The sequence below is a fragment of the Brevundimonas huaxiensis genome (assembly GCF_014218725.1).
GTDB classification, from domain to species: Bacteria; Pseudomonadota; Alphaproteobacteria; order Caulobacterales; family Caulobacteraceae; genus Brevundimonas; species Brevundimonas huaxiensis.
This window is the reverse complement of the sequence record NZ_JABBJE010000008.1, coordinates 37,957-50,913: the sequence shown is the minus strand read 5'-3', so window position 1 is coordinate 50,913 and position 12,957 is coordinate 37,957. Positions and strand designations below refer to the sequence as shown.

The window sequence follows — 12,957 nt, the reverse complement described above, 5'->3', positions numbered from 1 at the left end:
GCGATTGCGTCCGGCTCCCTGCATCGCCACCTTCACCGCCAGGACACGAGATAAGACGAGGACGCCGATGGCTCGCAAACCCAACTACAGCTTCGAGCGTCAGGAACGCGAGCGCGCCGCGGCGCTGAAGGCGGCCGAGAAGGCGGCGGCCAAGGCTGAACGCAAGGCCGAAGCTGCGGCGGAAAAGTCGCCTTCTTCGGAAGACTGACATTTCGCGGCAAAATCCGCCTGTCTTTTCGTTGTTTGAATAGGCGTGAAGTCCTATTCTTGCGCGATGACACGCTGGACCCCCGAAAGCTGGAGAACAAAGACCGCCCTGCACATGCCGGCGGACTATCCGGATCCTGCCGCCCTCGCGCGGGTGGAAGACGAGTTGCGCGCCTTGCCGCCGCTGGTCTTCGCCGGCGAAGCGCGGCGCCTGACGTCGAAGCTGGCGCAGGTCGAGCGGGGCGACGCCTTCCTGCTCCAGGGCGGCGACTGCGCCGAAAGCTTCAAGGAGTTCTCGACCGACAATATCCGCGACACCTTCCGCCTGATCCTTCAAATGGCGGTCGTCCTGACCTTCGCCGGACGCAAGCCGGTGGTGAAGGTGGGACGGATCGCGGGCCAGTTCGCCAAGCCTCGCTCGTCGCCGCTGGAAGAGATCGACGGCGTCGAACTGCCCAGCTATCGCGGCGACATCATCAACGGCATGGGCTTCACGCCGGAAGATCGCGCGCCTGATCCGCAACGTCTGATCCGCGCCTACAACCAGTCGGCCTCGACGCTGAACCTGCTGCGCGCCTTTGCGGGCGGCGGCTATGCCGATCTGTACAACATCCATCGCTGGACGCTGGGCTTTGCCGGCGACAACGCCGCCGGCGCCCAATACCGCGAACTGGCCGACAAGATCACCGAGGCCCTGGCCTTCATGGAGGCGGTCGGCGTCACGCCCGAGACCCATCCGGACCTCAGCCGGGTCGAGGTTTTCACCAGCCACGAAGCCCTGCTGCTGAACGTCGAAAGCGCCCTGACGCGTCTGGATGGCGGATCGGGCGAATGGTTCGACACCTCGGCCCATATGCTGTGGATCGGCGAGCGCACGCGTCAGCTGGACGGCGCCCACGTCGAGTTCATGAAGGGGATCAAGAACCCCATCGGCGTAAAGTGCGGGCCGACGATGACGGCCGACGATCTGCTGCCCCTGATCGACGCCTTGAACCCGGACAATGTCTCGGGTCGTCTGACGCTGATCGGACGCTTCGGTCACGATAAGGTGGGCGAGCGCCTGCCCAAGCTGATGCGCGAAGTGAAGGCCTCGGGCCGCAAGGTCATCTGGTCCATCGACCCGATGCACGGCAATACGCTCAAGGCCGGCAACGGCTACAAGACCCGGCCGTTCGACCGCATCCTGGGCGAAGTCCGGACCTTCATCGATGTGGCCGAGGCGGAAGGCGTCCACCCCGGCGGCGTCCACCTGGAAATGACCGGCCAGAATGTCACCGAATGCATCGGCGGCGCCCAGGCGGTGACCGAGGACGATCTGTCCAACCGCTATCACACCCACTGCGACCCGCGCCTGAACGCCGATCAGGCGCTGGAGCTGGCCTTCCTGGTCGCGGAGCGGCTGAAGGCCGGACGTGTGGCGCAGTCGGCGGCGGCCTAGCGGGCGTCAGCGCCCCAAATGCGGGCCGATCCGGTCATGGTGACGCCACCGAGGCAGCGCCAGATCGATCTGAGACCGAGGGAGTGATCGATGCAATCAGCGGCTCCAACTGAGGAGAGGCCCGGCCGGGTCGCCTATCAGGGCGCGCCCGGATCGTTCAGCCATGAGGCGTGTCTGGCCCTGCGTCCGTGGGACGAGGCTGTGGCGTTCGAAACCTTCGACCAGGCCCTGGATGCGCTGCGCGCCGGCGACTGCGGTTGCGCCCTGATCCCTGTCGAGAACTCGACCATCGGCGTGGTCGAGCCGGCGGCGACGCTGGTCGGTGCGCTTGGCGTGGAGCCGGTCGCTCAGGTCTGGCGGCCGATCCGTCATGCGCTGATGGCGATCGACGGCGCGCGTCTGTCCGATATTCGAACGGTGGAAAGCCATCCCATCGCCTTGGCCCAGTGCAAGGACACGCTGGCCGGTTTGAATGTCGAGGTGGTCGAGCATTTCGATACCGCAGGCGCGGCGCGCGATGTCGCCGAAGCGGGCGATCCCACACGGGCGGCCATCGCCCCGGTCGGCGCCGCCGAGGTGTACGGCCTGTCGATCCTGCGCAACGACTTGCAGGATTCCGGCGATAATCAGACGCGTTTTGTCCTGTTGAGCTTCCCTGAGGGTTGACGGCGCACGGTCTTTGCGTCCTTAAGACACCTACGGGTCGCAACACGATCCGCATAAACCGGAACCGGACCATGTCCCGCCTGCGCGCTCTTTCTGTTTCTTTCGACCGTTCGCGCGCGGTTTCCGGCCTCTATTTCGGCTACGGCTTTTACGGCTTTCGATACGCCGGCTGAGGCGTCGGGCGCACTCCGTCCCTGACTGCTTCACCGGCGACCGCTCTGGACCAGAGCGGCTGTTCGCTCCTGCACATATCGAATCCCAGAATGCCGAAAGCCCTTTTCCATGCCCCATTCCAACCTTCAGCAAGTCTGGCCTAATATGGCCGACCTGACCCCCGAACAGCAGGCGCTGGCCGCCCTGCGCGCCGAGATCGACGGCATCGACGACCAGATCCTGGCGCTGTTCGAGCAACGCCTGGCCATCGCCGCCACCGTCGGCCGGGCAAAGGACGCGCCCACCGGCCCGCACACCAAGCTGCGTCCCGATCGCGAGCAGACCGTCCTCTCGCGCATGCTCAAGCAGGCCAAGCCCGAGAACGCCGAGGCGGTCGAACATCTGTGGCGCGAGATCGTTGGCTGGGGCCTGGCGCGCCAGGGCCGGCTTCAGGTTCAGGTCTGGGCGCCCATCGAACCGACCCGCGCCTATGACGGCGCGCGCCTGCGTTTCGGGGCCGCCGCCGACATCAAGATGGTGCGCGATCCGCAGAAGGCCCTGGCTTTCGCCGCCGAGAGCCACGGGATCGCCGTGCTGGCGATCAATACCGAGGACGCCTGGTGGATGGGCCTGCGGCGCGAGTGGTCGATGCTGAGCGTCTTCGACGGCTACGGCGGCGAGACCCCGACGTCGCTGGCGGTCGGCAAGATCGATCCGCCGGCTCTGCCCAAGGGCCGACGCGTAGTGGTCACCGCGGGCGGCGATGCGGGCGATGGCGGCGGCGCGCGGCGCTGGGGCCTGAACACCCATCACGGCTGGACCATCGCCCTGACCGACGCCGATCTGGCGCCGGGTGACGCGGAGGGCTGCGTCGGCGCGATCGGCTGATCTGACAGGGCCGCGTCCGGCGAACGGATGCGGCCCATCTTTTCAGACCGCCATATTGTCGATTAGTCGCGTCTTGCCCAGCCAGGCGGCGGCCAGGATGCGGGCGGGGGCGTCGACGATGTCGTTGCGGAACGGCGTCAGGTCCTCGGCGTGGCGAATGGCGACGTAATCGACCCGATCAAACCCGGCTTTCAAAAGGGCGGCATAGGCTTCACGCTCGACGCCGGGCAGGGGGCGACCGCTGGACGCATAGACGCCGGCCTCCGCCAGAATGCCGTTCAGCCGGCGGGCGGTCTCAAGCTCAGCCTCCGACAGATAGGCGTTGCGTGACGACAGGGCCAGGCCCCAGCCGTCCCGCTCCGTCGGCGCGCCGACGATCTCGACCGGCAGGTCCAGATCGCGCACGAACCGACGTACGACCATAAGCTGTTGGTAGTCCTTCTCGCCAAAGACCGCGACATCAGGCTGCACCTGGTTGAACAGCTTGGTGACGACCAGGGCGACCCCGCCGAACATGTGAGGCCGGAAATCACCCTCGAGACCCAGCGCCGGCCCGGCGACGGCGACACTGGTCGCAAAGCCTTCCGGATACATCGCGTCGGCTGAGGGCGCGAACATCAGGTGGCAGCCGGCGCCGGCCAGCAGACGGGCGTCTTCTTCCTGCTGGCGAGGGTATTTGCCCAGATCCTCATGCGCCGCGAACTGGGTCGGATTGACGAAGTTGGAGGCGACGACGCGGTCGGCGCGGCGCGTGGCCTCGCGCACCAGGGTCAGGTGGCCTTCATGCAGGGCGCCCATGGTCGGAACCATGCCGACGCTCAGGCCTTGACGTTTCCAGTCCCGGACGACCGCGCGCAGGTCGGCGACGGTGCGGACGACGGCCAAAGAAGGGAACGGGGGGGCGGCGTCTATCATGATGAAGCGATTAACCTTTCCGCTTAAGCCTGTTGATGCACCAGACCGCAAAGTCTGGGCTCTAGGGTCGTGCTTATGACGCCCGCAGAAGCGACCCGTCCAGTTCTGATCGCCCTGGCCATCGCCAGCAGCCTTGCCGTCGCCGGCTGCGGCGCGGTGGACAGCGATCCCCATCGATTCAGCGCGATGGCCGAGACCGTCGCGGCGATCGACATTCCGCTCTCGGCGCGCGATCGCGAAACCCGGCATGCCGTTGCTGAAAAGGCCGGACTGCGGCCCGTGCGCTTCACGCCGGTCAAGGTGGCGGTCATGGATCCGCACGCCATGTGGGACGCCCGAGACGTCCAGGCAGGCCTTCGCCCCGTCGGTGAAGATGCAGGCCTGCGGGACGCAATTGTCCGGGCTGCCTCGCCCGCGGTTGTCAAAGCCGTGGCGGATGAGGCGATCTCGCGGGTGCAGGCCCCCGTCTTGCGTCCCGCCAGTCTCACGGCTGCGCCGGAAACCGGGCGAACGATCCAACTGGGCGCCTATTCCAGTGCGGCCGGCGCGCGTCAGGCCTGGGATCGGATGAAGGCCACGTCAGACCTGTCGGGATTGTCGCCGATCTATCAGGAGGTCGAGGTGGGCGGCCGTCGGCTGACGCGGCTGAAGGTCGGGCCGGTATCCACCGAAACCGCCGCTGCGGTCTGCCGCTCCGCCGCTGTCGGCGACGCCTGGTGCGCGCGTAACAGCTGACCGACCCCGGTTCGCCGTCCACAGGTCTGCGTTAAGGTTCCGTTGACGTTTGGCGCTTTGAGGCCGAGTCTCTGTGGACCTAGGACCGCGCAGTCTGAGTCGCGCGGTCGGCACAGAGGATTCCCTCGAATGACGCAGCCGCATGTGATCGTCCTCGGCAACGAAAAGGGCGGGGCGGGCAAGTCCACCCTGGCCATCCACATCGTGACCGGCCTGCTGCACGCCGGGCGCTCGGTGGCGATCATCGATCTGGACCTGCGCCAGCGTTCGATGCAGCGCTTCTTCCAGAACCGCGCCGCCTGGCTGGCCGCGAACGGTCACGAGCTTCCCCAACCCTTCGTGCCCGACATGGGCGACGGCAAGGCCCTGGCCAAGGCGGATGTCGCCGATCAGATCGCGACCTTCGAGCGCGCCTTCGACGAGGCGGTGGCGCGGGGCGTCGATTGCATCCTGATCGACACGCCCGGCGGCGACACGGCCGTGTCGAACGCCGCCCACGCCCGCGCCGATCAGATCGTGACGCCGATGAACGACAGCTTCGTCGATTTCGACCTGCTGGGCGACGTCGATCCGGTCACTCTGGAACTGCTGAAACCCTCGATCTATTCCGAGAGCGTCTGGGAGGCGCGCAAGCAGCGCGCCATCGCCCAGGGCCGTCACGCGACGATCGACTGGCTGGTGGTCACCAATCGCCTCGCCGTCGCGGAGGCCCGCAACCGCAAGCGTCTGGAAGAACGGATGACCAAGCTGGCCAAACGCGTCGGCTTCCGCGTCGGTCCGGGCCTGCGCGACCGGGTCATCTATCGCGAGCTGTTCCCCTTCGGCCTGACGGTGGCGGACCTGTCGAACGACATCCGGCCGGTTGCGGTGTCCCTGGCCCACGTCGCTGCGCGCCAGGAGATGCGCAATCTGATGATGGCCATGGGTCTGGAGCAGGTTCTCAGCCCTTTGGACGTGGCGGCCTGATCGCCTGATGGGTTTGATCTGGCTGGCCCTGGCGGCGATCGCCGTCTGGGCGCTGGTGCTGCTGGGCCGACAGACCGAGCGACGCGGACGCGCTCACTGGCGCGTGACGGCGACCCTGCTGGGTGCGGTTCTGTTGGCCGGCGGCGCGCTTGCGGCGTTTCGTGGGTCGTGGCTGACGGCGGCGGCGCTGGCCGGGGCAGGGCTCTATCTGGCCTGGTCGTCCCGGCAGCGACCGATCATCCGATCCGAACCCATCAGCGAAGCGGACGCCCGCGCCGTGCTGGGTGTCGGGCCAGCCGCGACCGAGGCCGAAATCCGCGCAGCCTGGAAACGCGCCATGGCCCGCGCCCATCCCGATCAGGGCGGCACGGAGGGGCTGGCGACGCGCGTCAACGCCGCGCGCGATCGACTTCTCGCAAAATACCGGCGCCGCTAGGCGCTCTCAGGGCAGCATCCCTGCGGTCATGGGAACGGTCCGAGACACAAGCACCCACCACCTCCGCTTGCCCTCGGGTAAGTCTGGGCTTACGGGTCCGCGCTCTTGATCAATGATTCAGGGAGCGGTCGATGACCCTCGCACTTCTGTTTCCGGGACAGGGCAGCCAGGCCGTCGGCATGGGCGCGCAACTGGCGGACGCCTTCCAATCCGCCCGCGACGTCTTCGCCGAGGTGGACGAGGCGCTGGGCCAGAAGCTGTCGGTGCTGATGCGCGACGGCCCCGAAGATCAACTGACCCTGACCGAGAACGCCCAGCCCGCATTGATGGCGGTGTCCGTGGCGGCGATCCGGGCGTTGAAGGCCGAGTTCGGCTTTGATGTGGCGAGCGCGGCCTATGTGGCCGGTCACTCGCTGGGCGAATATTCGGCGCTGGCGGCGGCGGGCGCGATCTCGCTGTCGGATACGGCGCGGCTGCTGAAGCTGCGCGGCCAAGCCATGCAGCGCGCCGTGCCGGTGGGGCAGGGGGCGATGGCCTCGCTGATCGGACCCAAGACGGATCTCGCGCTGGCGGAAGCGGCTGCGGCGGCCGGTTCGGAAGTCGGCGTCTGCGTGGTCGCCAATGACAACAACAACGGCAATATCGTCATCTCCGGCGATAAGGCCGCTGTGGACCGGGCCATCGAAAAGGCCAAGGAACTGGGCGCGCGGGCGATCCCGCTGAACGTCTCGGCGCCCTTCCACTGTCCGCTGATGCAGCCTGCCGCCGACGAGATGGCCGCCGCCCTGGCCGAGGCGAAGATCGTCGCGCCGGTCGTGCCGGTGGTGGCGAACGTCCTGGCGCGGCCCGAGAGCGACCCGGAAGTCATCCGCCGCCTGCTGGTCGAGCAGGTCACCGGCCGGGTGCGCTGGCGTGAGAGCATGGAGTGGATGGCGACCGAAGGCGGCGTGACCCGCTTCGTCGAGATCGGCTCGGGCAAGGTGCTGACCGGCATGGCCAAGCGAATCGCGCCAGACGCGGAGGCCCTGCCTCTGAACACGCCGGAAGAGCTGGAAGCCTTCGCCAAGGGGTGACGCGGGGCGCGTGGCGACGGCTTCGTCACGCGACTTTGCTTTTCCTCGTCACTCGACACTAATCACTCGCCACTTCGGAGAGACATAAATGTTCAATCTTGCAGGCAAGACCGCGCTGGTCACCGGCGCAACGGGCGGAATCGGCGGGGCGGTGGCGCGCGCGCTGCACGCCCAGGGCGCGACCGTGGTGCTGTCGGGCACGCGCGAGGCCGTGCTGGCCGATCTGACCAAGGAGCTGGGCGAGCGGGCGCATTTCGCGACCGCGAACCTGTCGGATCCCGAGTCGGTCGACAATCTGGTCGCTGCGGCCGAGACGGCGGCGGGCGCGCCGTTAGACATCTTGGTCGCCAATGCCGGCATCACCAAGGACGGCCTGTTGATGCGGATGAAGGACGAGGACTTTCAGTCCGTCCTGACCGTCAATCTGGAAAGCTATTTCCGCCTGACCCGCGCGGCGGTGAAGGGCATGATGAAGCGCCGTTCCGGGCGAATCATCGGCGTGACCTCGGTCGTCGGCGTGACCGGCAATCCGGGTCAGACCAACTATTCGGCGTCCAAGGCCGGGATGATCGGCTTTTCCAAGTCGCTGGCCCAGGAGGTTGGGTCGCGCGGCATCACCGTCAACTGCATCGCGCCGGGCTTCATCGCCTCGCCCATGACCGACGTGCTGAACGATCAGCAGCGGGAAACCATTCTGACCAAGATTCCGGCGGGCCGGCTGGGCACGGGCGACGAGATCGCCGCCGCCGCCGTCTATCTGTCGTCCGACGAAGCCGCCTATGTGACGGGCCAGACCCTGCACGTGAACGGCGGCATGGCGATGATCTGATCGTCATCACGTCACGCAACAGACTATTTCCTGCCCGAAAGGCTGTGCTAAAGGGCAGGGATGCATTGTCGATCACAGCCTTCGGGCTTGCGTCGCCAACGCTGCCGTGAGACGGCGATTTCTGAGCTACCCCCGCCTCTACGGCGATTTCAAACAGGCAGAGAGACACTCATGTCCGACACCCTCGAGCGCGTTCGCAAGATCGTCATCGACCATCTGGACGCCGATCCGGACAAGGTCACCGAAAAGGCCAGCTTCATCGACGACCTGGGCGCTGACTCGCTCGACAACGTCGAGCTGGTGATGGCCTTCGAAGAAGAATTCGACATCGAGATCCCGGATGACGCCGCCGAGCACATCCAGACGGTCGGCGATGCGGTCAAGTTCATCGACGAAAAGTCGGCCGGCTGATCTCAATCGCCGATATCGGCCGAACAGGCTGACGGTTCACAGGGCCGCCCGGCGCTCCTAGCGGAGACGCCCGGCGGCCTTTACTGTTTCTGACCCGCGCGAATCCGCGATGATTCCGAAGGGTCGGGTTGGAGATAAGGGAGCACGCACCATGCGCCGCGTCGTCGTTACGGGCATCGGTCTGCTGACCCCCCTGGGTTGGGGCGTCGAGAAGAGCTGGAAGGGTATTGTCGAGGGACGATCGGGCATCGGTCCGATCACGGCCTTCGACACCGAGGGCTATGGCTGCACCATCGCCGGCGAAGTGCCGAGCGTGGATGGACGCGGCGGCGGCGGCGAGGGCGACTTCGACCCCGACAAGATCATGTCCGCCAAGGACCGCAAGCGTGTCGACGACTTCATCCTGTACGCCATTGCGGCGGCGGACGAGGCCTTGGCCGATGCGAACTGGAAGCCCGAAACGGACGAGGACAAGGAGCGCACCGGCGTGATGGTCGGCTCCGGCATCGGCGGCCTGGGCCCCATCGCCGACACGGCGATCGTGCTGAAGGAACAGGGCGTGCGTCGCGTCAGCCCCTTTTTCATCCCCAGCGCCCTGATCAATCTGGCTGGTGGCCAGATTTCGATCCGCCACGGCCTGAAGGGGCCGAACCATGCGGCGGTGACCGCCTGCGCCACCGGCGCCCACGCCATCGGCGATGCGGCGCGGATGATCGCGCTGGATGACGCTGACGTGATGGTGGCGGGCGGAGCCGAAAGCTCGATCGTGCCGATCGGCATCGCGGGCTTCCTGGCCTGCAAGGCGCTGTGCACCGCCTATAACGACACGCCCGAGAAGGCGTCGCGCCCCTATGACCGTGGCCATGCGGGCTTCGTCATGGGCGATGGCGCCGGCATTCTGGTGCTGGAAGAATACGAACACGCCAAGGCGCGCGGGGCCAAGATCTATGCCGAGGTCGTGGGCTACGGCATGAGCGGCGACGCCTATCACATCACCGCCCCGTCAGAGGACGGCGAGGGCGGGGTGCGGGCCATGAAGGCGGCGCTGAAGCGGGCCGGTCTGCAGCCGTCGGACCTGGACTATGTCAACGCCCACGGCACCTCGACCATGGCTGACTGGATCGAGTTGAAGGGGATCGAGGGGCTGGTCGGCGATCACGCGCAGAACCTGACCGTTTCCTCGACCAAGTCGATGACCGGCCACCTGCTGGGCGCGGCGGGCGCCATCGAGGCGGCCTTCTGCGTGCTGGCGATCCGCGATCAGATCGCGCCGCCGACGATCAATCTGGACGACCCCGAGATGGAAACGCCCATCGACCTGGTCCCCAACAAAGCCAAGCCGATGAAGATCGATGTGGCCATGTCCAACAGCTTCGGCTTCGGGGGCACCAACGCCTCGGTGATCTTCAAGAAGGTCGACTGAGATGTTCGGGCGCGGGCGGGTCGAGAAATCCAGCGGGCGGTCGGGCTTTACGGTCTCGCTGCTGACCGCGTCTGCGACCTTCGGCCTGTTCCTGCTGGTGGCGCTGATCGCCGTCTGGGCGGTCTATTATGCGCCGGGGCCGTCCGCGCGGCAGGGCCAAACGACGGTCGTCACCCTGCCCAGCGGGTCCGGTGTCTCGGCCATCGCGGCGCGGATGAAGGCGGCGGGGGTGATCCGTTCGACGGACCTGTTCCGTGCGGCGGCCACCTTGACGGGCGCGGATCGGCGGCTGAGAGCCGGCGAGTACGAGGTGCCGTCCGGCACGTCGCTGGCCGGGGTGCTGAACCTGCTGGTCGAGGGGCGGGTGGTGCGCCATTTCGTGACCCTGCCGGAGGGTTGGTCGTCGTTGCAGGCGGTGGACATCCTGAACAAGGAGGCCGTGCTGACCGGGACGGTCGTCGAAACGCCCGAGGAAGGCAGCCTGTGGCCCGACACCTATGAGGTTTCGCGCGGCGACACCCGCCAGTCGGTGATCGATCGGATGCAGCGTGCGGCGACCGAGAACCTGCGTCTGCTGTGGAGCCAGAGGTCGCCCGCGACCGTGGCGCGCACGCCTGAGGAGGCTGTGATCCTGGCCTCCATCGTGGAGAAGGAAACGGCGCTGGCTGCGGAGCGGCCCCGCGTGGCGGCGGTGTTCTCCAATCGTCTGCGGGCGGGGATGCGGCTGGAGAGCGATCCGACCATCGTCTACGGCGTGACCAAGGGTCGGCCGCTGGGCCGGGGCATCCGGCGCTCGGAGTTGCTGGCCCCGACGCCGTGGAACACCTACCAGATCAATGGGCTGCCGCCGACGCCGATCGCCAATCCGGGCAAGGAGGCGGTCAAGGCGGTGTTGAATCCGCCGGGCGATCCGGCCCTGTTCTTCGTGGCCGATGGGTCCGGCGGACACGCCTTCGCCCTGACCTATGACGAGCATCTGCAGAACGTCGCGCGGTGGCGTCAGATCGAGCGCCAGAAGGCGGGCTTGCCGCCGGAAGCGACGCCGCCCGCCACGCCGGGAACCAGTGCGGCGCCGATGACGAGCGAGCCGGCCGCCGCATCGGTCGAGAACGGTCAGGCGATGATCACCCTTCCGGCCGGCGCGACGCAGGGGCCCCGATGAGCACCCTCTCTGGCATGACCGGCTTCGGCCGGGCCGACGGGGCCGGCGAAGGCTGGACTTGGTCGGTCGAGGCGCGCTCGGTCAACGGGCGCAATCTGGAGGTCCGGTTTAGGGGGCCGAACGGTTTCGACGGGCTGGAGCGCGCGGCCAAGGCGGCCGGCCAGGCGCGGTTCGCGCGGGGCCAAGTCACCATCGGCGTTCAGGCCAAGCGAGCCGAAGCCGGCGAGGCGGCGGTCACGATCAACGCCGCCGTGCTGGCGCGCTATCTGACGCTGGCGAACGAACTGGCCGAAGACGGCGCAACGCCGCCGTCCGCCGACGGCCTTCTGGCCCTGCGCGGCGTGATCGAGGCGCCCGAAGAGGCGGACGATCCCGAGGCGCGGGCGGCGGTGGAGGCGGCGATGACCCGCACGGTCGAAGAGGCGCTGGATGCGCTGAAGGCGTCACGCCAGAACGAGGGCGCGCAACTGACGCCGGTGCTGGACGAATTCATCGCTCGGATCGAGGCGCTGGTCGCCCAGGCGGAAGGCGAGGCGACCGCGCAGGTCGAGGCCATTCGTGATCGCTTCACCCGCCGAATCTCCGAACTGGCGCCCGATGCGCCGGGGCTTGAGGACAGGATTTTCCTGGAAGCCGCCTCTCTGGCGACCAAGGCCGATGTGCGCGAGGAGCTGGATCGGCTGACCGCCCATGTCGCCTCGGCGCGTCAGCTTGTGGCCTCGGCGCCCGCCGGGCGGAAACTCGACTTTCTGATGCAAGAATTCATGCGTGAGGCCAACACGCTGTGCTCGAAATCCGCTACGACCGCGCTCACCGGAATCGGCCTGGAGCTCAAGGCCGTCATCGAACAGTTGCGTGAGCAGGTCCAGAATGTCGAATGAACGCAGTCCCCGCCGGGGCGTCCTCCTGATCGTCGCCAGTCCCTCGGGCGCCGGCAAGACCTCGCTGTGCCGCCGGTTGATGGCCGATCATGGCGGGCTGGAGCTGTCCGTCTCCATGACCACGCGCGGCATCCGGCCGGGTGAGGTGCATGGGCGCGACTACAACTTCGTCGGCCATGACGAGTTTCAGCGCCTGATCGACGAGGACGCCTTCCTGGAATGGGCGGACGTCCACGGCAATCGCTACGGCAGCCCGCGCGGGCCGGTGGACAAGGCGCTGGCCGAGGGACGTGACGTGCTGTTCGACATCGACTGGCAGGGCGCGCGTGATGTCGCCGAGAAATGCCCGGAGGACGCCGTACGCGTCTTCATCCTGCCGCCCAGCCTCGAAGAACTGCGGCGTCGTCTCGTCACGCGCTCACAGGACGCCGACGACGTGATCGAGCGCCGCGTGGCCAATGCCAAGGGCGAGATCGAACACTGCGACGCCTTCGACTATGTGCTGGTGAACGAGGACTTCGACCGGTCCTATGCCGAACTGGCCCACATCTATCACGCCGAGCGTTCGCGCCGGTTCAGGAACCTGTGGGTCGGCGACTACAAGGCCGCCCTGCTGAACGAAGCCGTCTGAAAAAACAGCGCCACAGGCCGTGGGGACCTGCGGCGCTGTGGGGTACTCAACGCTACGCTACTGACGCTGTTTTGCCGCCCAGAAGATTTCGGACGGTAAACGCGGCCATAGGGAATGTTCCGTAGCGGCTCGATATCGCAGGT

At 67.2% G+C, this 12,957-nt stretch carries 15 protein-coding genes; 14 read left to right on the top strand and 1 reads right to left on the bottom strand.

The window, feature by feature from the left end; all coding sequences use genetic code 11:
• Positions 1 to 67: 67 nt before the first annotated feature.
• From HF680_RS13710 to HF680_RS13695, 4 genes are all read left to right on the top strand, one after another.
• Positions 68 to 208, top strand: a complete 141-nt coding sequence (locus tag HF680_RS13710; protein ID WP_165116349.1) for a hypothetical protein — start codon at positions 68 to 70, stop codon at positions 206 to 208.
• 66 nt (positions 209 to 274) lie between these two features.
• Complete coding sequence (locus HF680_RS13705; protein WP_185225452.1) at positions 275 to 1,645, top strand: class II 3-deoxy-7-phosphoheptulonate synthase; 1,371 nt, start codon at positions 275 to 277, stop codon at positions 1,643 to 1,645.
• Between the two features lie 90 nt (positions 1,646 to 1,735).
• Entirely contained in the window at positions 1,736 to 2,311 is a 576-nt protein-coding gene (locus tag HF680_RS13700) for a prephenate dehydratase domain-containing protein (RefSeq protein WP_185225451.1), read from the top strand.
• A 318-nt stretch (positions 2,312 to 2,629) separates the two neighbouring features.
• Positions 2,630 to 3,352, top strand: coding sequence for a chorismate mutase (locus HF680_RS13695; protein ID WP_235968992.1), 723 nt, complete (start codon positions 2,630 to 2,632; stop codon positions 3,350 to 3,352).
• Positions 3,353 to 3,394: 42 nt separating this feature from the next.
• Here HF680_RS13695 and panC read toward each other — a convergent pair whose 3' ends face one another.
• Positions 3,395 to 4,267, bottom strand: coding sequence for a pantoate--beta-alanine ligase (gene panC, locus HF680_RS13690; protein ID WP_185225449.1), 873 nt, complete (start codon positions 4,265 to 4,267; stop codon positions 3,395 to 3,397).
• A gap of 75 nt (positions 4,268 to 4,342) precedes the next feature.
• Here panC and HF680_RS13685 point away from each other — a divergent pair, with 75 nt between their 5' ends.
• From HF680_RS13685 to gmk, 10 genes are all read left to right on the top strand, one after another.
• Positions 4,343 to 5,002 (top strand): SPOR domain-containing protein, encoded by a 660-nt coding sequence (locus HF680_RS13685; protein ID WP_185225448.1) that lies wholly within the window; start codon positions 4,343 to 4,345, stop codon positions 5,000 to 5,002.
• A 129-nt stretch (positions 5,003 to 5,131) separates the two neighbouring features.
• The gene (locus HF680_RS13680) at positions 5,132 to 5,968 is read left to right on the top strand and encodes a division plane positioning ATPase MipZ (protein WP_185225447.1); all 837 of its coding nucleotides are present in this window, start codon (positions 5,132 to 5,134) and stop codon (positions 5,966 to 5,968) included.
• A gap of 7 nt (positions 5,969 to 5,975) precedes the next feature.
• Entirely contained in the window at positions 5,976 to 6,404 is a 429-nt protein-coding gene (locus HF680_RS13675; RefSeq protein WP_185225446.1) for a J domain-containing protein, read from the top strand.
• Between the two features lie 131 nt (positions 6,405 to 6,535).
• Positions 6,536 to 7,477 (top strand): ACP S-malonyltransferase, encoded by a 942-nt coding sequence (gene fabD, locus HF680_RS13670; protein WP_185225445.1) that lies wholly within the window; start codon positions 6,536 to 6,538, stop codon positions 7,475 to 7,477.
• An 88-nt stretch (positions 7,478 to 7,565) separates the two neighbouring features.
• Positions 7,566 to 8,306: a 3-oxoacyl-[acyl-carrier-protein] reductase gene (gene fabG, locus HF680_RS13665; RefSeq protein WP_185225444.1), complete on the top strand. Its 741-nt coding sequence runs from the start codon at positions 7,566 to 7,568 to the stop codon at positions 8,304 to 8,306.
• Between the two features lie 171 nt (positions 8,307 to 8,477).
• Positions 8,478 to 8,717, top strand: coding sequence for an acyl carrier protein (locus tag HF680_RS13660; RefSeq protein WP_008264317.1), 240 nt, complete (start codon positions 8,478 to 8,480; stop codon positions 8,715 to 8,717).
• A 151-nt stretch (positions 8,718 to 8,868) separates the two neighbouring features.
• Complete coding sequence (gene fabF, locus HF680_RS13655; RefSeq protein WP_185225443.1) at positions 8,869 to 10,140, top strand: beta-ketoacyl-ACP synthase II; 1,272 nt, start codon at positions 8,869 to 8,871, stop codon at positions 10,138 to 10,140.
• A gap of 1 nt (position 10,141) precedes the next feature.
• On the top strand, positions 10,142 to 11,302 hold the full coding sequence (gene mltG, locus HF680_RS13650; RefSeq protein ID WP_185225442.1) for an endolytic transglycosylase MltG: 1,161 nt from the start codon (positions 10,142 to 10,144) through the stop codon (positions 11,300 to 11,302).
• Entirely contained in the window at positions 11,299 to 12,183 is an 885-nt protein-coding gene (locus HF680_RS13645; RefSeq protein ID WP_185225441.1) for a YicC/YloC family endoribonuclease, read from the top strand. Before mltG ends, HF680_RS13645 begins: the two co-directional genes overlap by 4 nt.
• The gene (gene gmk, locus HF680_RS13640; protein ID WP_039247959.1) at positions 12,173 to 12,814 is read left to right on the top strand and encodes a guanylate kinase; all 642 of its coding nucleotides are present in this window, start codon (positions 12,173 to 12,175) and stop codon (positions 12,812 to 12,814) included. The genes HF680_RS13645 and gmk overlap by 11 nt, the downstream gene beginning before the upstream one ends.
• Positions 12,815 to 12,957: the final 143 nt, after the last annotated feature.

What these genes read in the sequence shown, in the direction of transcription:
- HF680_RS13710 (WP_165116349.1), top strand. Translation starts at nt 68, where the DNA reads ATGGCTCGCAAACCCAACTACAGCTTCGAGCGTCAGGAACGCGAGCGC.
- HF680_RS13705 (WP_185225452.1), top strand. Translation starts at nt 275, where the DNA reads ATGACACGCTGGACCCCCGAAAGCTGGAGAACAAAGACCGCCCTGCAC.
- HF680_RS13700 (WP_185225451.1), top strand. Translation starts at nt 1,736, where the DNA reads ATGCAATCAGCGGCTCCAACTGAGGAGAGGCCCGGCCGGGTCGCCTAT.
- HF680_RS13695 (WP_235968992.1), top strand. Translation starts at nt 2,630, where the DNA reads ATGGCCGACCTGACCCCCGAACAGCAGGCGCTGGCCGCCCTGCGCGCC.
- panC (WP_185225449.1), bottom strand. Translation starts at nt 4,267, where the DNA reads ATGATAGACGCCGCCCCCCCGTTCCCTTCTTTGGCCGTCGTCCGCACC.
- HF680_RS13685 (WP_185225448.1), top strand. Translation starts at nt 4,343, where the DNA reads ATGACGCCCGCAGAAGCGACCCGTCCAGTTCTGATCGCCCTGGCCATC.
- HF680_RS13680 (WP_185225447.1), top strand. Translation starts at nt 5,132, where the DNA reads ATGACGCAGCCGCATGTGATCGTCCTCGGCAACGAAAAGGGCGGGGCG.
- HF680_RS13675 (WP_185225446.1), top strand. Translation starts at nt 5,976, where the DNA reads ATGGGTTTGATCTGGCTGGCCCTGGCGGCGATCGCCGTCTGGGCGCTG.
- fabD (WP_185225445.1), top strand. Translation starts at nt 6,536, where the DNA reads ATGACCCTCGCACTTCTGTTTCCGGGACAGGGCAGCCAGGCCGTCGGC.
- fabG (WP_185225444.1), top strand. Translation starts at nt 7,566, where the DNA reads ATGTTCAATCTTGCAGGCAAGACCGCGCTGGTCACCGGCGCAACGGGC.
- HF680_RS13660 (WP_008264317.1), top strand. Translation starts at nt 8,478, where the DNA reads ATGTCCGACACCCTCGAGCGCGTTCGCAAGATCGTCATCGACCATCTG.
- fabF (WP_185225443.1), top strand. Translation starts at nt 8,869, where the DNA reads ATGCGCCGCGTCGTCGTTACGGGCATCGGTCTGCTGACCCCCCTGGGT.
- mltG (WP_185225442.1), top strand. Translation starts at nt 10,142, where the DNA reads ATGTTCGGGCGCGGGCGGGTCGAGAAATCCAGCGGGCGGTCGGGCTTT.
- HF680_RS13645 (WP_185225441.1), top strand. Translation starts at nt 11,299, where the DNA reads ATGAGCACCCTCTCTGGCATGACCGGCTTCGGCCGGGCCGACGGGGCC.
- gmk (WP_039247959.1), top strand. Translation starts at nt 12,173, where the DNA reads ATGTCGAATGAACGCAGTCCCCGCCGGGGCGTCCTCCTGATCGTCGCC.